Genomic DNA, 24,147 nt, shown 5'->3' on the forward strand with positions numbered 1-24,147 from the left:
CCCTCCGGCCCGCGCGACATTGCGACAATTCCAGGAGTGCCGCGCGATGAATCAAACCCTGCCCGGACTGATCGGCCGGCGCATCGCGATTACGATGCTGACGCTGCTGATCGTGTCGGTGATCATCTTCACGATCACGAACCTGCTGCCCGGCGACGCCGCGCAGGCCGCGCTCGGCCAGTCGGCGACGCCCGAAACGGTCGCCGCGCTGCGCCTGCAGTTCGGCCTCGACATGCCCGCGCACGAGCGCTATCTGCGCTGGCTCGGCCATCTGCTGCAAGGCGATTTCGGCCGCTCGCTGTCGAGCGACATGCCGGTGTCGCAGATGATCGAGGGCCGGCTGCCGAAATCGCTGACGCTCGCGGCGATCACGACCTGCGTGTCGGTGCCGATCGCATTGCTGCTCGGCATCCTCGCGGCCGTCAAGCGCGAGTCGATCGTCGACCGCGTGGTGAGCCTCGGCACGCTGTCGCTCGTCGCGACGCCGGAATTCCTGATCGCGACGGTCGCCGTGCTGGTGCTCGCGGTGAAGCTGCACTGGCTGTCCGCGCTGTCGTATAGCGGCCCGATCGAGACGTTCAACCAGTTCCTGCGCGCGTATGCGATGCCGGTGCTGACGCTGTGCGCGGTGGTGATCGCGCAGATGGCGCGCATGACGCGCGCGGCCGTGATCGAGCAGCTCAGCGCGTCCTACGTCGAGATGGCCGTGCTCAAGGGCGCGAGCCCCGCGCGCGTGGTGCTGCGCCATGCGCTGCCGAACGCGATCGGGCCGATCGCCAACGCGATCGCGCTGAGCCTGTCGTACCTGCTCGGCGGCGTGATCGTCGTCGAGACGATCTTCAACTATCCGGGGCTTGCGAGCCTGATGGTCGACGCCGTCAGCAACCGCGATTTCCCGCTGGTCCAGGCCTGCACGCTGCTGTTCTGTCTCGGCTATCTGGTGCTCGTGCTGCTCGCCGACGTGTGCTCGATCGTGTCGAACCCGAAACTGCGCACCTGAGCGCCCCGTAACCGTTGCCCCTTTGCCCGAGACGCGGACCATGCATCCAACCGATCCTGTTCAACGCAGCAGCGCGCCGCCGCACGGCGACCCGCTCCCGCCATGGAACGGCAGCGCGCGCCCGCCCGCCGCCCCGTCCCCCGACCAGCCGCGCAAGCGCCGCGCGGTGCGCCTGAGCCTGACGGCGGGCGGCAAGGTCGGCCTGTCGATGGTCTGCCTGATGCTGCTTGTCGCGGTGTTCGCGCCGTGGATCGCGCCGCACGACGTCGGCGCGATCGTGACGCCCGACGTGTTCGCGCCGTTCAGCGCGAAGCTGCCGTTCGGCGCGGACTTTCTCGGCCGCGACATGCTGAGCCGGATCATCCACGGCACGCGTCTGACCGTGCTGCTCGCGCTCGCGGCCGCGCTGCTTGCCGCGATGACCGGCACGACGCTCGGCCTCGTCGCGACGGTTGCGGGCCGCGCGGTGGACGAGACGATGAGCCGGCTGCTCGATGCGCTGACGTCGATCCCGTCGAAGATGTTCGCGCTGATGATCGTGGCCGCGTTCGGCTCGTCGCTGCCGCTCCTGATCCTGACCGCCGCGATCAGCTACATGCCGGGCTCGTACCGGATCGCCCGTGCGCTGGCCGTCAACATCAGCACGCTCGAATACGTGCAGGTCGCGCGGGCGCGCGGCGAGAGCGCGCTGTACATCGCGTGCGTCGAGATGCTGCCGAACATGATTCACCCGATGCTCGCGGATACCGGCCTGCGCTTCACGTTCGTCGTGCTGCTGCTGAGCGGCCTGAGCTTCCTCGGGCTCGGCGTGCAGCCGCCGTACGCCGATCTCGGCTCGCTCGTGCGCGAGAACATCGCGAGCCTCGGCGACGGCTCGGCCGTCGCGATCATGCCCGCGGTCGCGATCGCGATCCTGACGGTGGGCGTGAACCTGCTGATCGACGGGCTGCCGCATCGCGGCCGCCGCAAGGGCACGGCCGGTGCCGCGGGAGGACACTGATGCCAGGCAAAGCGAATGAAACGAACGCCCTCGTCGAGGTGCGCGGGCTGCGCGTCGTCGGCGGCCGCCCGGGCGAGGCGGACACCACGATCGTCCACGGCGTCGACTTCGACGTGCGACGCGGTGAAGTGCTCGCGCTGATCGGCGAGTCGGGCTCGGGCAAGACGACGATCGCGCTGTCGCTTATGGGCCATGCGCGCGCGGGCTGCCGGATCGCCGGCGGCTCGGTGAAGCTCGGCGGCGTGGACGTATGCGGGCTGCCTGCGCATGAACTGACCGCGCTGCGCGGCCGCAAGGTTGCGTACATCGCGCAGAGCGCGGCCGCGGCGTTCAACCCGTCGCGCACGATTCTCGACCAGGTGATCGAGAGTGCGCTGATCCACAGGACGCTGACGAAGCGCGACGCGCAGGCGAAGGCCGTCGAGCTGTTCCGCGTGCTCGCGCTGCCGGAGCCCGACACGATCGGCAAGCGCTATCCGCACCAGGTCTCGGGTGGGCAGCTTCAACGCCTGATGGCTGCGATGGCGCTGATCACCGACCCCGAACTCGTGATCCTCGACGAGCCGACCACGGCGCTCGACGTGACCACGCAGATCGACGTGTTGCAGGCGTTCAAGAGCGTGATCCGCCGCTACGGAATGAGCGCCGTGTACGTGTCGCACGATCTCGCGGTCGTCGCGCAGATGGCCGACCGGATCGTCGTGCTGAGCGACGGCGTGATCCGCGAAGCCGGCACGACCGAACAGATCCTGCACGCGCCCGCGCATCCGTATACGCAGAGCCTGATCGCGGCCGTGACGCCGGACGATGCCGCGCGCGACGCGAAGCCGGCGCCGGCCGACACGAAGCCGCTGCTCGAAGTGCGCCGTGCGGTAGCCGGTTATGGGAGCCGCGACGCGAAGGGCTGGCCGGCGAAGGTGATCCTGCACGACGTCGACCTGCGCATCGGGCGCGGTCAGACGGTCGGCGTGATCGGCGAATCGGGTTCCGGCAAGACGACGCTCGCGAAGGTGATCGCAGGCCTCGTGCCGGCGACGGGCGGCCAGATCCTGCTCGACGGCGAACCGCTCGCGCTCGACATCGGCAAACGCACGAAGGCGCAGCACCGGCGCGTGCAGATCGTGTTCCAGAACGCGGACACCGCGCTGAACCCGGTGCATACGGTCGAGCGCACGCTCGCGCGGCCGCTCGCGTTCTATCACGGGATGAAGGGCGAGCGCGCGCGGCGGCGCGTGGCCGAACTGCTCGAGCTCGTGCGGCTGCCGCAGGCCGTCGCCGGGCGGCGCACGGGCGAACTGTCCGGCGGGCAGAAGCAGCGCGTGAACCTCGCGCGCGCGCTCGCGGCCGAGCCCGACCTGATCCTGTGCGACGAGGTGACGTCGGCGCTCGACACGGTCGTCGGCGCGGCGATCATGGACCTGCTGCGCGACCTGCAGGCGAAGCTTGGCGTGTCGTACGTGTTCATCACGCACGACATCGCGAAGGTGCGCGCGATCAGCGACGACATCGTCGTGCTGTACGCGGGCCGGCGCGTCGAGACGGGCAGCCGCGACGCGCTGTGCGCGCCGCCTTATCACCCGTACTCGCACCTGCTCGTGTCGTCGGCGCCGGAATTGCGCGCAGGCTGGCTCGATGGCGCGTCCGAACGCTGCCACCGTCCGCTCGTGCCGATCGGACCGAATGCGGACAACCCCGAGCTGTGTGCGTTCGTGTCGCGCTGCGCGATGCGCGTGGACGGCGTGTGCAACCAGATCGCGCCGTCGCTGCGCCGGCTCGACAACGGCGCGCAGGTGCTGTGCCATCGCAGCGAGCAGGATCTGGAACAGTTCCAGGCGGAGCCGGCAGCGGTCGCGGCGGCGCCGACGATGCGTTCGTAGCGGAACGCACGCGAAACCAGCGCGTGCCGCGCGGTACGCGATGCGGCCCGCGCGGCCGCGTCGCGCGGTGCGTCCCTTTGTATGACTTGTCGGGAAAACAGCGTGGGCATCAGAATCGGAGTGGACATCGGCGGCTCGTTCGCGGACTTCGCAGTCCTCAATGACGAAACGGGCGAACTGAGGACGCTGAAGGTGTTCTCGCGGCCGGACAGCCCGGGCAGCGAAGTGCTGCGCGGGATGGACCAGTTGCGCGAGCGGTACGGCATCGAGCCGCGCGACGTCGCGTATTTCACGCACGGCACGACGGTCGGTGTCAACGCGGTCGTGCAGCGCAAGGGGCTGCGGCTCGGCCTGATCACGACGCGCCACTTCGAGGACGTGCTCGACCTCGCGCGGCTGAAAGGGCCGGACATGTACAACCTGCTGTCGAAGCGGCCCGCGCCGCTCGTGCCGCGCGAGCGCGTGTTCGGCGTCGTCGAGCGGCTCGCGGCGGACGGCAGCGTCGAGACGCCCGTCGACGAGCCGAGCGTGCTCGACGCGATCGCAGGCCTGAAGCGCGCCGGCTGCGAGGGCGTGGTCGTGTCGCTGCTGCATGCGTACCGCAATCCCGCGCACGAGCGGCAGGTGCAGGCGATCGTCGAACGCGAGATGCCGGGCTTCTTCGTGTCGTGCGCGAGCGGCGTATGGCCGATCATCCGCGAATACGAGCGCACGTCGACCGCCGTGATCGGCGGCTACGTGCAGCCGAAGGTCGCGCACTACCTCGGCGCGCTGCAGCGCGCGCTGAAGGAAACGGGTGTCGGCTGCGACATGAAGGTCACGAAGTCGAACGGCGGTGTGATGAGCGCGGAAGCGGGCAAGACCCAGTGCGTGCAGATGATCCTGTCGGGCACCGCGTCCGGCGTGATCGGCGCCGCGCACGTCGCGCGCCGCAGCGGGCTGCCACGCTGCATGAGCCTCGACATCGGCGGTACCACGGCCGACGTCGCGCTGATCGTCGACGGCGAGCCGCAGTACGCAAGCGGCGAATATATCGGCGATTTCCAGATCCACATTCCATCCGTATCGGTATCGTCGATCGGCGACGGCGGCGGCTCGATCGCATGGGTCGACGATTTCGGCGTGCTGAAGGTCGGGCCCGACAGCGCCGGCTCGAACCCGGGTCCGGTCTGCTATGGGCGCGGCGGCACGCGCGCGACGATCACCGATGCATTCGTCGTGCTCGGCGTGATCGGCAACGCGAACCTCGGCTACGACGCGGTGCAGGTGGATGCCGACGCCGCGCACCGCGCGGTCGGTGCGCTCGCGGACCGGCTCGGCACGAGCGTGCACGCGACGGCCGAGGCGATCGTCGACGTCGCGGTATCGGGCATGTATGCGGGCGTGAGCCGGATCGTGTCACGTTTCGGCATCGACCCGCGCGCGTTCGCGCTGCTGCCGTTTGGCGGCGCGGGGCCGATGCTCGCGTGTCATTTCGCCGATGCGATCGGCATTGCCGAGATCGTCGTGCCGCCGGCGCCCGGCGTGCTGAGCGCGCTCGGCGGGCTGATCGCCGACACGCGCAACGATTTCGTGACGACGACCTACTACACGCTCGACGATGCGTCGCTCGCGCGGCTCGGCGAGCATGCGCGCGCGCTCGAGGCGGCCGCGCGCGCGTGGCTCGTCGAGCAGAACGGCAGCGACGCGCTCGCGCGGATCGCGGTGTCGGCCGACATGCGCTACAAGGGCCAGTCGTTCGAGATCGACACGCCGCTCGAACTCGCGTGGCTGCACGGTGGCGATCCGGCGCCGCTCGCGGACGCGTTCCATCGCGAGCACGAGCGGTTGTACGGCCACCGCGATGCGCGAGCACGCGTGCAGGTCGTTGCGCTGCGGCTCGTAATCACGGCCGCGACACCGAAACCCGCGCCGCGTCCGGTCGCAGCGAGCGACGCGCCACCGACGCCGGCCGGCACGATCCGTGTGTTCCTGAACGGCGCGTTTCGCGACGCGGCGCTGTACCGGCGCCAGGATCTGAAGGCCGGTCAGCAGTTCGACGGGCCGGCCGTGATCGTGCAGGACGACTGCACGACGACGGTGCTGCCCGCCTATCGTGGCCGTGTCGACACGGTCGGCAACCTGATCCTCACGCGCGCGGTCTGACCGCTTCGGGAGCATACGCAATGGCATTCGACAAGGCAGTCCTGCAGATCTTCGCGAACTACTGCGTGGCCGCGGCCGAGAGCATGGCCTACACGCTGGTGCGCACCGCGCATTCGACGTTCGTGAAGGAAACCGAGGATTTCTCGTGCGCGATCATGACGCCCGACGGGTTCACGTTCGCGTCGCCGAAAACGCTCGGCGCAACCTGGTACGTCGGCCTCGACTACAGCGCGGTGATCGGCATGATCGACGCGTATGAGCCCGGCGACATCGGCATGACGAACGACGCGTACAGCGGCTTCGTCGCGACGCACACGCCCGACATCGTGATCTGGAAGCCGGTATTTCACGACGGCGAGATTGTGTGCTTCGTCGGCGGCCATATCCACAACACGGACATGGGCGGCGCGGTGCCCGCGTCGCTGTCGCGCACGCTGACCGAGATCGAGCAGGAGGGCATCCGCTTTCCGCCGTGCAAGATCGTCCGTGCGGGCGTGGTCGACGACGCGCTGCTGCGGATCATGCGCGCCAACGTGCGCGTGCCCGAGCAGAACGCTGGCGACCTGCTCGCGCAGTTCGCGTCGCTGCATACGGGCGAGCGGCGCGTGCTGGAGATCATCGAGCGCTTTGGCATCGACGGCTTCAAGGCCGGGATGGCCGCGCTGCTCGACTATTCGGAAGAACAGGCGCGCACGATCCTGCGCGGGATTCCGGACGGCGAATACCGCTTCGCCGAATACGCGGACGAGGATTCGGCGAACGGCAAGCCGATGCGCGTCGCGCTCGCGGTGCGCATCCGCGACGGCGCGGCGGAACTCGATTTCACCGGCAGCGATCCGCAACTGCAGTCGTCGCTGAACATCCCGACCGGCGGCCGCGAGCGGCACGCGCTCGCGCTCGTCGGGCTGGTTTACGTGCTGTACACGCTGAATCCCGACATCCTGCTCAATACCGGGATGCTGCGCGTCGCGCGTTGCATCCTGCCGGAAGGCACGGTGGTCAATGCGGTGAAGCCGGCCGCGGTCGGGATGCGCAGCCTGACCTGCAAGCTGCTGCACCTGCTGACGTTCGGCGCGTTCGCGCAGGCGGTGCCCGAGCGGCTCGCCGCGTGCCCGGCCGGCGGCCTGTCGATCCTCAGCGTGAAGACGATGAACCGCGACGGCGATACCGTGATGGCGTCGATCGGGCCGATCGGCGGCGGCGCGGGCGGCAACGCCGCCGATGACGGCGAGGACGGCTCGGGCGCGAACAACGCGTTCCTGCGCAACACGCCGGTCGAGATCAACGAGGCCGAGGTGCCGATCCGGATCCTGCGCTACGGCGTCGCGCCCGGCTCGGGCGGCGCGGGCGAATATCGCGGCGGGCAGGGGCTCGTGATGGAGTTCAAGGTGTTCTCGCCGAATACGCTCGTGACCGCGCGCAACCGTGACCGCACGCGCTTCGCGTCGTGGGGCATGCGCGGCGGGCGGCCGGGCGCGAATGCGCGCTTCGTGCGCAATCCCGACACGCCGCACGCCGAACAGCTCGACAACAACGATCTCGTCGTCTGCATGCCCGGCGACGTGATCCGGCTCGTCGGCGCAGGGGCGGGCGGCTACGGCCGGCCGGTGGAGCGTGATCCGCGCCGCGTGCGCGACGACGTGCTGCGCGGCTACGTGAGCCGCGACGAAGCGCGCGACGTGTACGGCGTCGTGCTCGCCGAAGACGACGTGGACGAGACCGCAACCGCGCGGCTGCGCGACGCGCTGCGCGAGCGGCAGGCCGCGCCGGCGTTTTCGTTCGGCGCGTACCGCGAGGCGTTCGAAGCGAAGTGGACCGATGCGCGCTACGCGGCGCTGACACGCATTCTCGCGGGCGTGCCGGTGCAATGGCGTCATTTCATCAAGCACCGGCTGTTCGACTCGCTCGACCGGTGCATCGAAGCCGACCCGCAAGGCTGTTCGGACGGCGGCGGCGCGATCGTCGATACGCTGTTCGCGGAGCTGTGCAGTGCGTATCCGCAGCTTGCGCATGTGCCACGCGCAGCGTCGGCCTGATCGATTCGACACGACCATTTCTGCAAGCAAGGACATAACGATGAACAGTTTCGATCCGGCCGCCGTCGAAGTGCGTAGCGCGCATTTCATCGGCGGCGAATATGTTGACGGCACCGGGGCGATCGACGTGCGCCGCCCGTCCGACGGCCACGTTTATGCGGCGCTGCCGATCGCCGATGCGGCGCTCGTCGACCGCGCGGTCGAGAACGCGTGGCACGCGTTCAGGACGAGCGACTGGGCACGCCGCGCGCCGCGCGAGCGCGCGCGCGCGATGCGTCGCTGGGCCGAGTTGATCGAGGCCGATGTCGAGACGCTCGCGCCGCTCGAAGCGGTCGGCTCGACGCGGCCGATCGCGGACGCAGCGCGCTGGGACGTGCCGTTCACGGCCGAAGGCATCCGCTTCTACAGCGAGTACGCGGACCGGATCGGCGGCGACGTCGCAGCGACGCGCACCGATCACCTCGGGATGACGATCGCGGAGCCGTACGGTGTGATCGCGGCAATCGCGCCATGGAATTTCCCGCTGGTGATGGCGTCGTGGAAAGTCGCACCGGCGCTCGCGGCCGGCAATGCCGTCGTGCTGAAGCCGTCCGAGATGACGCCTTTTTCGGCGCTGCGGCTTGCGCAGCTCGCGATCGAGGCCGGCATTCCGCCCGGCATCTTCAACGTCGTGCAGGGCGACGGCCGCACGACCGGCGACGCGCTGTGCCGGCATCCGCGGATCGCGAAGGTGACGTTCACGGGTTCGACGCAGACGGGCGCCGCGATCATGACCGCGTGCGCGCAATCGGGCACCAAGCCCGTCACGCTTGAACTGGGCGGCAAGAGCCCGCAGATCGTATTCGCCGACGCGCCCGATCTTGACGCGGTCGCGCGCCGCGTCGCGGCGGCGATCGCCGGCAACGCGGGGCAGGTGTGCGTTGCGGGCTCGCGGCTGATCGTCGAGCGCGGCGTCGAGGCGCGCTTCGTCGAACGCGTCGCGGCCGCGTTCGCCGAGCTGCGGCCGGGCGCGACCTGGGCGGCCGGCACGACGCTGCCGCCGATCGTGTCGCAGCCGCAACTGCAGCGGATCGACGCGATCGTGCGGCGCACGCTCGAAGGCGGTGCTCAGGCGGCCGCGGGCGGTGGCCCGATCGCGCTGGCCGGCGATGGCGCGTTTTATGCACCGACGATCCTGACCGGCGTGACGACCGAATCGCCGGCCGTGCGCGACGAGATCTTCGGGCCGGTGCTGACCGTACAGACCTTCGACGGCGAGGACGAAGCGCTCGCGCTGGCCGCGCACGACCGGTACGGGCTCGCGGCCGGCGTGCACACGGCCGATCTCGGCCGCGCATTGCGGATGATGCGCGGGCTCGAGGCCGGCACAGTGTGGATCAACCGCTACGGCCGCTCCGCGGATTTCGTGATCCCGACCGGCGGCTACAAGCAGTCGGGCATCGGCAAGGATCTCGGCCGGCAGGCGTACGAGGCGAACCTGCGGTTCAAGAGCGTGCTGATCGACATCACGGCCGGCGCGTGATGCGCGCCATGTCGACGACCGGTTCGAGCACCTGCGCACGGCGGGATCCCGACCCCATTCGCGCAGACGGAACGGGCATGCCGGAAGGCCGGCGGGCGGCGCCGCATAGTGTGCTGCGGATGCCGTGCAAAACGGTGGAATGTGCGTGCGGCGCGCGCCAATACACGGCAACTCGGCTTTTTGGCGGTGCTTAAATGGTTTTCGACCGGCCGGCGCCGCGCGCCTCCGGTACTCGTCGTTCGAACGTCCACGAAGGATCCGATGAAATTCGAATCGTATTGGCTGGAAACCCGTCCCGCGTTTCGCGCCGGCCATGAAGGGCCCGTCGAAGGCTGCGCGGACGTGGTCGTGATCGGCGGCGGTTTCACGGGCCTGTCGGCCGCGCTCGCGCTTGCGCAGCGCGGGGTCGCGGTCGTCGTGCTCGAAGCCGGGCAGGTCGCGAGCGAGGCGTCCGGCCGCAATGGCGGACAGTGCAACACCGGGCTCGCGCAGGATTATGCGTCGCTGGCCGCGCGGATCGGCGCGCCGCGCGCGCAGCAGTTCTATCGCACCTACGAAAGCGCGGTGAAGAGCGTCGAGACGATCGTCGCCGAGCATGCGATCGACTGCGATTTCCGGCGCGGCGGCAAGCTGAAGCTCGCCGCGAAGCCGCAGCATTTCGCGGGCCTTGCCAGGACTTACGACGCGCTGCGGCGCGACGTCGATCCGGATATCGAGCTGATCGAGCCGTCGCGGATTCGCGACGAGGTCGGTTCCGACGGCTTTTACGGCGGCCTGCTGCAACGCAACGGCGGCCAGATGCACATGGGCAAATTCGGCGTCGGGCTTGCGCAGGCCGCCGCGCGCGTCGGCGCGCGCATCTTCGAGCATGCGGCCGTCACGCAACTGAAGCGGCTCGACGGCGACCGGCACGAAGTGACCTGCGCGCGCGGCACGATCGTGGCCGATCGCGTGCTGGTCGCGACCGGCGCATCGCAGCAGGGGCCGTTCGCGTGGTTCCGGCGGCGCATCGCGCCGGTCGGCAGTTTCATCGTGGTGACCGAGCCGCTGCCCGACGAACAACTGAACCGGCTGCTTCCACACCGCCGCGCCTACGTGACCTCGCGCCATATCGGCAACTACTTCCGCGTGACGCCCGACAACCGGCTGCTGTTCGGCGGCCGCGCGCGCTTCGCGATGTCGAGCCGGAGTTCCGACGCGAAGAGCGGCGAGATCCTGCGCGCGGGCATGGCCGAGTATTTCCCCGAGCTCGCGAACGCGCGACTCGACTATTGCTGGGGCGGGCTCGTCGATATCACGGCCGACCGCCTGCCGCGCGCCGGGCAGCACGAAGGGCTGTACTACTCGATGGGCTACAGCGGCCACGGCGTGCAGATGTCGGTGCACATGGGCCGCGTGATGGCCGACGTGATGTATGGCGCGGCCGCGTCGAATCCGTGGCGCGAGCTCGACTGGCCGGCGATACCGGGCCATTTCGGGCACGCGTGGTTCCTGCCGTTCGTCGGCGCGTATTACCGGCTGCAGGACATCCTGCACTGAACGATGAAAACGATGGAAAGACGTGCGACGGGCCGGCCGGTGGGCGGCGCGCTCGCGCGACAGGAGGGTTGGATATGACAGGGCGATTCGTTCGTCTCGCCGAAACCGGGCGCCGCCCGGTCGCGTTCCGCATCGACGGCCGCACGGTGAACGGGCTCGAGGGCGACACGCTGCTCGTCGCGATGCTGACGCAGACCGGCCACGTGCGGCAATCCGAGTTCGGTCCCGAGACGCGGGCCGGTTTCTGCCTGATGGGCGCGTGCCAGGACTGCTGGGTCTGGACGGCCGACGGCGAGCGCCTGCGCGCGTGCACGACCGTTGTGCAGACGGGCCTCGACATCGTTACCCGGCAACCGGAGGCGCAATGGCCGAACCTCGCGTAATCGTCGTCGGCGCCGGACCGGCTGGCGTGCGCTGCGCGCAGACGCTGGTGGAAGCCGGCATGCGGCCGCTCGTGATCGACGAAGGCCGGCGCGACGGCGGCCAGATCTACCGGCGTCAGCCCGACACGTTCTCGCGCCCGTACGCGAAGCTGTACGGCACCGAGGCCGCGCGCGCGCAAGACCTGCACGATACGTTCGGGCGGCTGCGGGCGTCGCTCGACTACGAACCGGACACGCTCGCGTGGAACGTGTCCGGCGGCGCGCTTTACACGGCGCGCGACGGCATGTCGGTGCGGCGGCCTTATGACGCGCTGGTGCTGTGCCCGGGGGCGACCGACCGGCTGATGCCCGTCAAGGGCTGGCAGTACGCGGGCACGTACAGTCTCGGCGCGTCGCAGATCGCGCTGAAGGCGCAGGCGTGCGCGATCGGCGCGAACGTCGTGTTCATGGGCTCGGGCCCGCTGCTGTATCTCGTCGCGAACCAGTACGTGCAGGCCGGTGCGAAGGTTGCGGCCGTGCTCGACACGTCGGCCGCCGCGAACCGGCTGCGCGCGCTGCCGAAACTGCTCGCGCGGCCCGACGTGCTCGCGAAGGGCATTGCGCTTACGCGCGCGCTCAGGCGTGCCGGCGTGCGCGTCGAGCAAGGGATCGAACCGGTCGAGATTCACGGAGATCCGGCGCAGGGCGTTTCCGCGGTCAGCTTTCGTACCGCCGGCGGTGTGCTCGAGCGCATCGCGTGCGACGCAATTGCGCTGGGCTACCACCTGCGTGCGGAGACGCAGCTCGCGGATCTGGCCGGCTGCGCGTTCCGCTTCGACGGCGGCACGCGGCAATGGCTGCCGCAACTCGACGACATGGGGCGCGGCTCGGTCGCGGGCGTTTATCTGGCCGGCGACGGCGCGCGCGTGCTCGGCGCCGACGGCGCGGAAGCCGCGGGCCGCCTCGCGGCGCTCGCGGTGCTGAAGGATCTCGGGCGGCCGGTCGACGCGCGCGAGATCGCCGCATTGCAGCGCACGCGCGCGAAGATGGACCGTTTCCGCGCGGGGCTCGCGCAGGCGTTTCCGTGGCCCGCGCAACAGGCCGCGACGCTGTCCGACGATACGATCCTGTGCCGCTGCGAGGGTGTGAGCGTCGGCGAACTGCGCCGCGTGATCCGCGACGAAGGCGCGTGCGAAGCGAATCGCGCGAAGGCGTTCAGCCGCGTCGGGATGGGGCGCTGCCAGGGCCGCTACTGCGGCCACGCGGGCGCGGAAGTGATTGCCGCCGCGGCCGGCGTGCCGCTCGAGGCGGTCGGCCGCCTGCGCGGGCAGGCGCCCGTGAAGCCGCTGCCGGTCGCGCTGCGTGCGGCGGGCGAGCTGCATGCGCCGCAAGCCGAAGCCGTGACGACGATGTTGGGGGACGAGTGATGCGGGCCGATGCGGATGTCGTGATCGTCGGAGGCGGATTCATGGGCGCCGCCGCCGCGTTTTTCCTGCGCCGGCGCGGCCGGTCGGTGATCCTGCTCGAACGCGGGCTGATCGGCCAGCAGGCGAGCGGCACCAATTTCGGCAACGTGCGGCGGCAGGGCCGTTATCTGCCGCAACTGCCGCTCGCGAACCGTTCGCGCGAAATCTGGGGCAGGCTGCCCGAGCTGATCGGGCACGGCGCGGAATTCCTGCAGACCGGGCATATCCGCGTGTGCTACCGGCAGGAGCAGGACGACGCGTTCGAGGTCTATGCGCGCGAAGCCGCGCACTACGGGCTGAAGCTCGACCTGTACCGCGGCGCGTCGATGCGCGCGAAGTTTCCGTTTCTCGGCGCCGAGGTGCTGAGCGCGTCGCATTCGGAGATGGACGGCCATGCAAACCCGCGCCTGGCCGCCCCCGCGTTCGGCCGTGCGGCGGTGCGCGCCGGTGCGCGCATCGAGGAGAACACCGAAATCTCGACGCTCGAGAAGGATGGCGACACGTTCCGCGCGACGAGCACCGACGGCCGCGTGTTCTGCGCGCCGAACCTGCTCGTGACCGCCGGCGCGTGGGGCAGCCAGCTCAGCGCGCAGTTCGGCGAGCCGGTGCCGATTGCCGTCAACGGCCCGCAGATGTGCGTGACCGAGCCGGTGCCGTATGCGATCCGGCCCGTCGTCGGCGTATCGTCGCCGCATATCGAGGAAGTCGTGTACTTCCGGCAGGTCGAGCGCGGCAACATCGTGATCGGCGGCTGCGCGCGCGCGCCGGCCTATCTCGACGAACGGCGCGCGAAGGTGCTGCCCGAGAGCACGCTGCTGCAGTTTACGCAGCTCGCGCGCGTGATTCCCGCGCTGACGCGGCTGAACATCATTCGCGTCTGGAGCGGCGTCGAGGGCTACATGCCGGACGACCGGCCGATCATGGGACGCAGCGCGAAGGTCGACGGGCTGTATTATGCGTTCGGTTTCTGCGGGCACGGCTTCCAGCTCGGGCCGGGCGTCGGCGACACGATGGCGGAGCTGATCGATACGGGTGCGACGAACACGCCGATCGAGCCGTTCGCGATCGGGCGCTTCGCGCTGCCGGCCGACGCGACGCACGCGACAACCTGACGGAGCCTTGCATGGGAAACGTTTTTCATCCTGCAGGCGAACCCGCGGCGATCCGCCCGTTCGGCGTTGCGCAGCCCGTGTCGAGCGCCGTCGGCGGCGCGCTGCGCATCATCGAGACGTCGTACGCGCAGCCGTTGAGCATCGAGGCGCTCGCGGCGGCGGCCGGGCTGAGCGTGTCGCGTTTTGCCGCACGCTTTCGCAACGAGCTGGGCGTGTCGCCGCATCGCTATCTGTGCCTCGTACGGGTGCGGTGCGCGCAGGACCTGCTGCGCGCGGGGCTGCCGCCGTCGGTCGTCGCGACCGAGGTCGGGTTCTTCGACCAGAGCCATCTGTGCCGCCATTTCAGAAGGGTGCTCGGGCGCACGCCGCGCGATTACGTCGACCGGCCGACCGCGGCTCGGACGAACGTCGCGCCGGTCTCGGCTTCGGCGTCGGGGCGGCGCGCGGCGCCGGCGCGCGAGCAGGGCGCGGGCGGTACGGCGGCTTCGGCCTGACGCGGCGTGGCAGCAAGGCCGGGGCGACCGGTTCGATCGACCGGCCCCGTGCCGGAAGGGTCGAGTCGGCGGCGTCCGAGGGGATCGACTCACCACTTGTTCGCCCGGAAGCGCTGGCGTTTGCGATGCGCGTCGCCGAGCGCATGGCCGCCCGCGCCCGGATTCTGGCGAATTCGGGCGGACTGACATCGTTCGCGTCGTTCGGGGTATCGAGCGGGCCGACTGTCAGCGGCGGTTGAACGGCGGTTGAACGAGGTGTCCGGCTGGATGTGAGCGGTTGCGTCTCCCCGTTCGTTATCGCGTCGGCCCGGCCGTATCCGTCTCGGCGTCGAACGACGTATCGACGATGCGCGCGCGTTTCAGCGAGCCGGCGATCTTCTCGATCGTGTGCAGATCGAGCGCGTCGGCGTGCTCGCGCATCGCCTGCACGAAGGCCGCATGATCAGGCTCGTCCGCAAACTGGCCGAGCCACTCCTCGATATCGGTGAGCCGGCCCTCGCTCGCGAGCAGGATCAGTGCGTCGAGCGCATCGTCGGACGGGCCGTGCGGCAAGGGCGCAGCGATCTCCGGTTCGGTATCGTCCGCCGGCTGAAACCGCCGGACGAGCTCCGACACCGGCATGAGCGCGTGCCCGACTGCCGGCGCGACGATCGGGAACGAGAACGACGTGCCGACGCCCGGCCGGCTGGCGACGGCCAGCTCGCCGCCCATCGCGCCGACGATGCGTTGCGCGATGAACAGGCCGAGCCCGGTACCGCCGTTCACGGCCTGCACCTGCTGGTACGCGCGAAAGATGTCGCGGGTTCCGCTGATGTCGATGCCGATCCCCGTATCGGCAACCTCGAACAAGAGGCGCCACGCATCGCCTTCGCGCGACGCATGAACCGACAGCGTGACCGTGCCGTCGCGCGTGAATTTCGATGCGTTGGACAACAGGTTCAGCAGCACCTGCTGCAGCCGCATCCCGTCGATCGACACCGTGCGCGGCAGCGGCGTGGCCGGCCGGTAGACGAACCGGTTGTCCTGCTGCGCGCACAGCGCGACCGCGTAGTGCGCGATGTCGTCGAGCAGGCCGGGCAGGTCGGTCGTATCCGGCGACACACCGAGCGGCTGCAACTCGGCCTTCGTGAACGCAAGCAATTCGTCGATCAGCGCGAGCTGGTAGCGGATGCTGCGGTCGATCGACCGGATCAGCCGCGCCTGGCTGCGCGTCGCGCTTTGCAGCAGCAGCTTCGCGTAGCCGTTGATCGTGGACAGCGGCGCGCGCAGGTCGTGGCTGACATAGCCGAGCGTCTCGATCTTCTGCTGCATGTGTGTCGTCACCTGCTGGAGCGCGTCGTTGAGCGCGACCGTGCGTCTCGCGACTTCGTCGCGCAGGCGATCCTGTTCGGTGAGCTGCCAGTGTTCGAGCCGTTTGCGCGCTTCGGTGCGCTGACGGCCCACGTGGTGGATCCACGCGGCCAGCACCAGCAGGTGCGTGGCGAGCCCGATGATCGCGAGGACGGGATTCGGATAGATATCGGACTTGAGCCACAACAGGAACGGCGGCAGCGCGTCCATGCCGTCGAGCGTGCGCAGCAGGATGTTGAAACCGGCGAGCGTAATCGCGATCAGCATCACGCGGCCGGTCGGCGTCCGGCGGATCGCGAGCGTCAGCGCGATGCCGAGGTTCACGATCCCCAGCACGGTGTTCAACCGCAGGCAGAACCACGTGAAGGTCAGCAGGTCGCCGAAGGCGGCGCCGGCCATGCCCGCGCATTCGAGGCCGAGGATCGTCATGTAGACGGCGCGCACCGGGAGCCGCGCCTTCTCGCGATGCGCGACCAACAGAATGAACACGATGAAGAGCGAGACTGCCAGGTACGCGAAGATCACCTCGCCGCGCGCCGACCACTCGCGCGCGGCGGGCCACAGAGCCAACGCCATGTATCCGCGGTACGCCGCTTCGAACAGCATCGTGCCCAGCGCCGTCGCGGCCAGTACGTGGAACAGGCCGCTGCGCGAAAAGAACCCGATCAGCAGCGCGCACCACATGAGCGCGAGCAACCCGCCGAAGAAACCGAAGTCCCACATCGTGGCGCGCGACTCCTGCGCGTTCCAGGCTTCGCGGGTGAACGCGGCCGGCACGAGCCGCATTTCCTTGCGGGACGTGACGCGGATCAGCACGGGGATGCTTTCGCCAGCGCGCGGCGTGACGTCGAGTACCGGGTACCGCGATGGCTGCCGGTTTGCATCGCCGTCGGCATCGGCATCGACAGCGGGGAAGCGGCTCGCGAGTGTCCACTGGCCGTTCCGGTGGATATAGAAGTCGGCATGGTCGACGCGCGCGTCGCGAATCGCCATTACCAGCGGGCGCGCCGTGCTGTCGCGGTTGGTCAGCGTTGCGCGGACCCACCATGCCGACCGGGAAAACGCGACGTTGAACGATGGCGTGGTTGCTGCGGATCCACTGCGTGACGGATCGGCGAGCCGGGCGGCGACCTGATCGGCGGTCATCGTCGTGCTGGCGTCCTCGACAACCGACACGGCTTCGAGTTGCGCGGGGTTCGGCGCCGCTGCGGCCCGGGCCGTCGCGCAGGTGACGGCCATCGCCATCAGAAGCAGCAGCAACGCGCGACATCCGGCTGCCCATGCCGCGTGTCGCCTACGCATCGTGACGGTGCTCCCCGGGCGCGGGCGGCGCATTGACCGCATGGCGCTGGCGCCGCCAGTCGGACGGCGTGATGCCGAAGCGTTCGCGGAACGCCGTCGCGAAATTGCCGGGCGTGGAAAAACCGATTTCCTCGGCGATGTCGCCGATCCCCATCGACGTTTCCGCGAGAAAGTGCATCGCGGCGCGCAAGCGCGTGTCGCGCAGATACTCGAACACGGTCTGGCCGAGATGGTCGCGGAACACGCGGGACAGGCGCTTTTCGTGCGTGCCGACCTGTTTGGCGAGATCCTCGAGCGCCGGCGGATGGCGCAGGTCGCGCAGCAGCACCTCGGTCGCCGCGCGCACGAGCGCCGCATCGGGTTTGTCGGGCAGTGCGGGCAGGTGCGCAAACGGCTGGCCGCGCCGCGCGCGCTTCAGGTGATTACGGATCCGTGCAATCACTTCCGCCGGTTCGAACGGCTTGACGATGTAGTCGATCGCGCCGGTTTCGAGCCCCGCGATGCGGTCCTCGAGATCGCCCGCGGCCGTCAGGATGATCACCGGAATGCCCTGCGTCGACGGCGTCGACGCCAGCAGCCGGCACGCGGCGAAGCCGTCCATGCGCGGCATGCGGACGTCCATCAGGATCAGGTCGGGAGAGATGGCCTGTGCACGGTGATAGGCCTGCAACCCGTCGAACGCGACGCTGATCCGGCACCGCGCGGCACGCAGGATCTCGGTCAGGAGCCGCAGGTCGTTCGGGCGATCGTCGACGACAAGAATATGTGCGTCAGCGAGATCCGGCGTGGAGCGAGGCGACGCCGGACTGGACGAGCGGGATGACATGGTTGCGGACGGGTAGGGAAGTAGGCCTGACAGGCTGAAAGCATCGCTATGTGCACGATTGTTGCGAAAAATTATATGCCGGCAACAGCTCGATTGTGAGGATTCCGTGCGGCCTGTGTGGGCATATCCGATGGGGCGCGGCGCGTTTTCGGCAGCGGCGATCGGCCGGAAGGAAAAGAAGTGGAAAAACATGCCGAATTACCTTTTAATGTCGGTCTTTATTTCCGGTAAGGCGATTATAGGATTGAAATGGCCCGCGCGATGAATTCGGACTCGTTGTGTCGAAAATTGGTGTCGTTCCACGTAAATTAAAAGTGCCGATTCGACGCTTGACTGATTAAGGTTTTATTGGTTTGAAATTCAGAATGTCTTTCGCGGAGAAATCGGATTTCCCGCCGGCATGTATGAATGTAAATGTCGTCCGCCCGGGAAAAGGGTTTGTCCGCTCGGGAAAAGGTTTGTTTGGACGAATGCCCACACACTAGCTCCGGCGCGGCTGGAATCGGTTCTTCGAGGGGAGCGGTTCTGCGCAGATTTCTTGACGCTGTCGCATCCGGAATCATGCGACATTCAATGTGACATTGAATGATGGAATTCTCAAAATATGGGAATGCGGCGGCGGGCGAATAACCGGCACGAGGTAACGCAAACTTCATAATTCTCCGAATGTATTGATATATAAGATAAGCCGGAGAATTGTGAGGTTTGTCAGGATGTGAAGTATCTGTCAAGAAAAAATCGTCAAGGAAATTCGATCGATTAATTCGGTGCAGGGGTCGTTCGGCACGCCATCGGTTCTTTTCCGGAAATCCGGAAAGTGCGTTTGGCGGCCGAACGGATAGGGTGAGCGGCTTCGCGTTGGCAGCCTGGCGGTTTGATTCGCCCGGGTGCGATCGTGCGCGGTGCGCTATCGAATCAGACGGGCACGAAAAATATGAGCGCGACAGGCATGGCAGGTCAACGCACCGGTTCCAACGAACCGGCGGCGCATGCTTCAGACCCGGGGACTCCGCAGCGTCATCCTCCTCCTCCTGAATGAACCATGACGGGCCGCCCCGAGGTTTGGGCCGGCATCCGTCCATCCGGCGTCTGAACGACGCTTTCCCATGAAATTCGAGGTCGCCGCAGGTTCGGTGCGACGGTGCACGCACGCGCGGATTCGCGGTGCGCGGTGCATCCCCAAGCTGCCTTTCTTGCGATGTTGGCTTCCATGATTCGATAACCGGCGATCGTCACCGCGCATCGTGCCGAAGCGCACGTGCGGGTTGCGTTCGCGCGATCGCGATGGCGATCTGGAATGTCGTGCAGTGTTGTTCGAGCATTTATTTAGCTATCCAAAGTGAAGAACGGAGCGTCGCAAGACGGGCGAGAACGCAGAGGGATGCGTTGTCGCATTGTCGATGCGTTCGCTGTTGCGTCATTCAGCACATGAGAACCGAGGGAACACGAGATGAACAAGTCGTTCAAGTCGATCTGGAACGAAGCATTGGGAGCCTGGGTTGCGGCGTCCGAGCTTGACCGTGCGCGCGGCAAGCGCGTTGCGTCGTCGAGCTGCGCGCCGGAGCGCGACGCGATCGGGGGTGCATCGACACGCGCGGGAATGCCTTCTCCCCCGTCGCTACGGCGGCTGGCCGTGCTGATGGCATCGGCGTATCTCGGTTTGTTCCATGGTGCTGCGCATGCGCAGTACGCGCAGGATGGCGGGTCGGCAACCGGCGGCGTCAGTTCGATCTCGATCGGCGTCGGTTCGAGTGCCGCGCAGGTGAATTCCACCGCATTGGGCAACCTGTCGACGGCGCAAGGTGTTTCGGCCACTGCGATCGGCCCGGGTGCCCATGCGATGGGCGACGCTTCGACGTCCGTCGGCATCAACTCGCAGGCGACCGGCGTCAATAGTTCGGCATTCGGCGTGCAGGCGATCGGCAGCGGCGATTATTCGGTTTCCATCGGCAATCTGTCGAGCGCGACCCAAAGCGGCGCGGTGGCGATCGGCAGCGGCGCAGCCGCGACCGGCGTGTCCGCCGTCGGGCTCGGCAACAATGCGCTGGCGTCCGGCCAGTATGCGGCCGCGCTCGGTCTCGGAGCGAGCGCGGTCGGGGTCCAGAGTGTCGCGCTCGGTTTTGCGTCGCATGCCACCGATACTGGCACGATCGCGATCGGCAACCAGTCGACGAGTTCGGGCGCGGCCGGCGTGGCCGTGGGCAGCGGAGCGCTGGTGACGGGCAATTCCGGCGTCGCGATGGGCGTCAACAGCGGCGCGAAGGGCGCGACGTCGATCGCGATCGGCTGGGGCGGCACGGCCGGCGTGCCGGGATCGGGCACGCAGTCGCTCGGCACGAGTTCGATCGCGCTGGGCTCGAGCACGACGGCCGGCGCCAATCAGGCGATGGCGCTCGGCCTGAGCGCCAATGCGTCGGGCGTCAGTTCGATCGCGGCAGGCGTGCAGGCGACCGCGACGCAGCAGTTCGCGGTCGCGCTCGGCAATCTTGCGCTCGGCAGCGGCATATCGGCGACCGCATTGGGCCCCGGCGCGACGGCGTCGGCCATCAATTCGACCGCAATCGGTATCAACAGCATCGCGGCGGCAGGGGCCACCGTGGCGATCGGCGCCACCAACTCGGTCGCTGCTGCGGCGGGTGCGGGCTCGATCGCCGGCGGCAACAATTCGAAGGTGCTGGCGGGTCTCGGCGCCGTCGCGCTCGGCCAGGGCCAGACGGTCAGCGGCGACGGTGCAGTGGCGATCGGCGATCCGAGCACCGCGATCGGCACCGGCGCGGTTACCGCCGGTTCGAACAACACCGCGAACGGCAACGGCGCGGTGGCGATCGGCAATTCGAACAACGCGCAGGGCGTCGGTTCGCTCGCGCTCGGCAACACGTCGACCGCGGCGGCGGCGGGTGCGGTGGCGTTCGGCGCGTCGGCCGTGGCGAACAATGCGAACGATGTCGCGCTCGGTTCAGGTTCGACGACGGCCGCGCCGCATCCGACGCCAAGCGCGACGATCGGCGGCGTCACGTACAACTTCCAGGGCACGACGCCGACCAGCGTCGTCAGCGTCGGTGCGTCGGGCACCGAACGCCAGATCACCAACGTCGCGGCCGGGCGCGTCAATTCAGCGAGCACGGACGCGATCAACGGTTCGCAGCTCGATGCGACGAATCAGGCGGTCAATTCGCTGTCGACGTCGACGGCGTCGAGCATTACTTCGCTGTCGACGGGGGTGTCGTCGTTGTCGACCGGGTTGAGCTCGACCAACAGCGCGGTGACGTCGTTGTCGACTTCCACGTCGACCGGGTTGTCGTCGGCCAATAGCGCGATTACTTCGCTGTCCACGTCGACTTCGACGGGCATTAGCTCGCTGTCGACCGGCCTGAGTTCGACCAACAGCTCGGTGACTTCGCTGTCGACTTCGACGTCGACCGGTCTGTCGTCGGCCAACAGCGCGATCACGTCGCTGTCCACGTCGACGTCGACGGGCATCAGCTCGTTGTCCACCGGCCTGAGTTCGACCAACAGCTCGGTGACGTCGCTGTCGACTTCGACGTCGACCGGTCTGTCGTCGGCGAACAGCTCGATCACGTCGCTGTCCACGTCGACGTCGACGGGCATCAGCTCGTTGTCCACCGGCCTGAGTTCGACCAACAGCTCGGTGACGTCGCTGTCGACCTCGACCTCGACCGGCTTGTCGTCGGCCAATAGCTCGATCACGTCGCTGTCCACGTCCACATCGACGGTCGTCGGCTCGCTGTCGACCGGCCTGAGTTCGACCAACAGCTCGGTCACGTCGCTGTCCACGTCGACATCGACGGTCGTCGGCTCGCTGTCGACCGGATTGAGTTCGACCAACAGTTCGGTCACGTCGCTGTCGACATCCACGTCGACGGTCGTCGGCTCGCTGTCCACCGGCTTGAGCACGACGAACAGCACGGTCACGTCGTTGTCGACGTCCACGTCGACGGGCATCAGCTCGTTGTCCACCGGCCTGTCGAGCACGAACAGCGCGGTCACGTCCCTGTCGACGTCGACGTCGACGGTCGTCGGGTCGCTGTCCACGGGCGTCGCTTCGCTGTCGACCGGCCTGAGCACGACGAACAGCAACGTGACGTCGCTGTCCACGGCGACGTCGACGAGCATCGGTTCGCTGTCCACCGGCCTCAGTTCGACGACGAGCTCGATCTCGTCGCTGTCCACGTCCACATCGACGACCGTCGGCTCGTTGTCCACCGGCCTGTCGAGCACGAACAGCAACCTGACTTCGCTGTCCACCGCGACGTCGACGGGCATCGGTTCGTTGTCGACCAGCCTCAGCTCGATCGGGTCGAACAACACCAATCTGGGTAACAGCACGGCCGGTGCACTCGGCGGCGGCGCGACCTACAACCCGACGACCGGGACGATCTCGGCGCCGTCGTACGTGACGTACAACAGCGACGGCTCGACGACGATCAACAACAACGTCGGTTCGGCGATCGACAACATCAACGCGCACGGCACCAAGTATTTCCACGCGAACTCGACCGCGCCGGACAGCCAGGTGCTCGGCGCCGACAGCGTCGCGATCGGCCCGAACGCGGTCGCGAAGGTGGACGGCAGCATCGCGTTCGGCGCCGGCTCGGTGTCCGATCGCGCGACGGTGCCGGCTTCCGGCATCATCCGCAACGGCAGCGCGTCGATTCCGTTCAACACGACCGACCAGACGCTGCTGGGCGCGGTTTCGGTCGGCGACGCGACGAGCAGGACGTATCGCCAGATCACCAACGTCGCGGACGGCACCGGCCAGCAGGACGCGGTGACCGTGCGGCAGCTGGCCGGCGCGTTGCAGTCGTTCGCGGTGACCACCACGAAGTACTTCCACGCGAACTCGACGGCCGTGGACTCGCTCGCGGTCGGCGCGGATTCGATCGCGGTCGGCCCGACGACGGTCGTCAATGGCGATCACGGCGTGGGCATCGGCAACGGCGCGATCGTCGACGCCACCGCGCCGGGCGGCGTGGCGATCGGGCAGGCGGCGAGTTCCGCGCAGGCCGATGCGATCGCGCTCGGCAGCGGCGCGACGGCCACCGGCGCGCAGTCGGTCGCGCAGGGCGCCAATGCGGTCGCGGTGAGCGTCGGCAGCGTCGCGCTCGGGTCGGGCGCGCACGCCACCGGAACCGACGCGCTCGCGCTCGGCGCCGGCGCGTCGGCGACGCAGGCGAACAGCGTCGCGCTCGGCGCGGGTTCGCTGACCACGGTCGGCGCGTTGACGAACTACATCGCGTACGGGTTGAGCAGCCCGCAGTCGTCGTCCGGCGAAGTGAACGTCGGCAACCGGCAGATCACCGGCCTCGCGGCCGGCAAGAGCGGCACCGACGCGGTGAACGTGTCGCAGCTCGATTCGGTCGCCAACCAGCTGACGACGCTGATCACCCAGCGCACGTCGAACCTCGGCGGTTCGTACACGACGAATCCGACCGGCACGAACGTGGCGCCGGGGTCGACCGGTACGAACTCGTCCGCGGGCGGCTCGGGCGCGGTCGCATCGGGCTCGAACAGCACGGCGGTCGGCAACGGGTCGCTGGCGTCCGGCAACGGGTCGACCGCGATCGGGGTCGGGTCGACCGCGTCGGGCAGCAACTCGGCCGCGATCGGCACGGGCAGCAACGACGGCGGGCGGACGAACGTCGTCGCGGTCGGCTCGGCGGATTCGGCGCGCCAGGTCGTCAACGTTGCGGCCGGCACGCAGGGCACCGACGCGGTCAACGTGAACCAGCTCAACGCGGTATCGAACCAGTTCACGCAGTCGCTGAATACCGTCAACAATCAGCTCACGCAGATGCAGCAGCAGATTCAGCAGACCGATTCGATGGCGCGTGAGGGGATCGCCGCAACCGCTGCGATCGCGTCGATCCCGCACATGGACCGCGACTCGAATTTCGCGATGGGGGTCGGTACGGCGAGCTTCCTCGGTCAAAAAGCGATGGCGGTCGGCGTGCAGGCGCGTCTTACGGAGAACCTGAAGGCGACGCTGAATGGCGGTTTCAGCGGCAGTCAACGCGTCGTTGGCGGGGGCATGTTGTACCAGTGGAAGTAATTCCGTGCGCTCCGAACCCGTCCGGCGTGCCGCGCCGGGCGGGTTC

14 protein-coding genes are annotated in these 24,147 nt (G+C 68.4%); 12 read left to right on the forward strand and 2 right to left on the reverse strand.

Annotated features, from left to right (window positions below; translation table 11 throughout):
• The first annotated feature begins 46 nt into the window (after positions 1-46).
• From R9B84_RS17090 to R9B84_RS17140, 11 genes are all read left to right on the forward strand, one after another.
• The gene (locus R9B84_RS17090) at positions 47-1,000 is read left to right on the forward strand and encodes an ABC transporter permease (RefSeq protein WP_423760563.1); all 954 of its coding nucleotides are present in this window, start codon (positions 47-49) and stop codon (positions 998-1,000) included.
• A gap of 40 nt (positions 1,001-1,040) precedes the next feature.
• A complete protein-coding gene (locus R9B84_RS17095) occupies positions 1,041-2,000 on the forward strand; it encodes an ABC transporter permease (RefSeq protein WP_423760564.1) in 960 nt (319 codons plus the stop codon).
• On the forward strand, positions 2,000-3,877 hold the full coding sequence (locus R9B84_RS17100; RefSeq protein ID WP_423760565.1) for an ABC transporter ATP-binding protein: 1,878 nt from the start codon (positions 2,000-2,002) through the stop codon (positions 3,875-3,877). Before R9B84_RS17095 ends, R9B84_RS17100 begins: the two co-directional genes overlap by 1 nt.
• 102 nt (positions 3,878-3,979) lie before the next feature.
• Positions 3,980-6,022, forward strand: a complete 2,043-nt coding sequence (locus R9B84_RS17105) for a hydantoinase/oxoprolinase family protein (RefSeq protein WP_423760566.1) — start codon at positions 3,980-3,982, stop codon at positions 6,020-6,022.
• Between the two features lie 20 nt (positions 6,023-6,042).
• A complete protein-coding gene (locus R9B84_RS17110; protein WP_423760567.1) occupies positions 6,043-8,058 on the forward strand; it encodes a hydantoinase B/oxoprolinase family protein in 2,016 nt (671 codons plus the stop codon).
• Between the two features lie 40 nt (positions 8,059-8,098).
• Positions 8,099-9,580: an aldehyde dehydrogenase family protein gene (locus tag R9B84_RS17115; protein WP_423760568.1), complete on the forward strand. Its 1,482-nt coding sequence runs from the start codon at positions 8,099-8,101 to the stop codon at positions 9,578-9,580.
• A gap of 261 nt (positions 9,581-9,841) precedes the next feature.
• Positions 9,842-11,119 (forward strand): NAD(P)/FAD-dependent oxidoreductase, encoded by a 1,278-nt coding sequence (locus R9B84_RS17120; protein ID WP_423760569.1) that lies wholly within the window; start codon positions 9,842-9,844, stop codon positions 11,117-11,119.
• 74 nt (positions 11,120-11,193) lie between these two features.
• Entirely contained in the window at positions 11,194-11,502 is a 309-nt protein-coding gene (locus R9B84_RS17125) for a (2Fe-2S)-binding protein (RefSeq protein WP_423760570.1), read from the forward strand.
• Positions 11,484-12,908, forward strand: a complete 1,425-nt coding sequence (locus tag R9B84_RS17130; protein WP_423760571.1) for an FAD-dependent oxidoreductase — start codon at positions 11,484-11,486, stop codon at positions 12,906-12,908. Before R9B84_RS17125 ends, R9B84_RS17130 begins: the two co-directional genes overlap by 19 nt.
• Positions 12,908-14,059: an NAD(P)/FAD-dependent oxidoreductase gene (locus R9B84_RS17135; RefSeq protein WP_423760572.1), complete on the forward strand. Its 1,152-nt coding sequence runs from the start codon at positions 12,908-12,910 to the stop codon at positions 14,057-14,059. The genes R9B84_RS17130 and R9B84_RS17135 overlap by 1 nt, the downstream gene beginning before the upstream one ends.
• Positions 14,060-14,070: 11 nt before the next feature.
• A complete protein-coding gene (locus R9B84_RS17140; RefSeq protein WP_423760573.1) occupies positions 14,071-14,553 on the forward strand; it encodes a helix-turn-helix domain-containing protein in 483 nt (160 codons plus the stop codon).
• 294 nt (positions 14,554-14,847) lie between these two features.
• Here the strand turns inward: R9B84_RS17140 and R9B84_RS17145 are convergent, their stop codons facing one another.
• A complete protein-coding gene (locus R9B84_RS17145) occupies positions 14,848-17,205 on the reverse strand; it encodes a sensor histidine kinase (protein WP_423760574.1) in 2,358 nt (785 codons plus the stop codon).
• Entirely contained in the window at positions 17,198-18,031 is an 834-nt protein-coding gene (locus R9B84_RS17150) for a response regulator (RefSeq protein ID WP_423760575.1), read from the reverse strand. Before R9B84_RS17150 ends, R9B84_RS17145 begins: the two co-directional genes overlap by 8 nt.
• A gap of 1,450 nt (positions 18,032-19,481) precedes the next feature.
• Between R9B84_RS17150 and R9B84_RS17155 the strand changes: the two genes are divergently transcribed.
• Complete coding sequence (locus R9B84_RS17155; protein ID WP_423760576.1) at positions 19,482-24,101, forward strand: YadA-like family protein; 4,620 nt, start codon at positions 19,482-19,484, stop codon at positions 24,099-24,101.
• Positions 24,102-24,147: the final 46 nt, after the last annotated feature.

Origin of the sequence: Burkholderia sp. NLJ2 (assembly GCF_049487195.1) — a bacterium.
GTDB classification, from domain to species: domain Bacteria; phylum Pseudomonadota; class Gammaproteobacteria; order Burkholderiales; family Burkholderiaceae; genus Burkholderia; species Burkholderia pyrrocinia.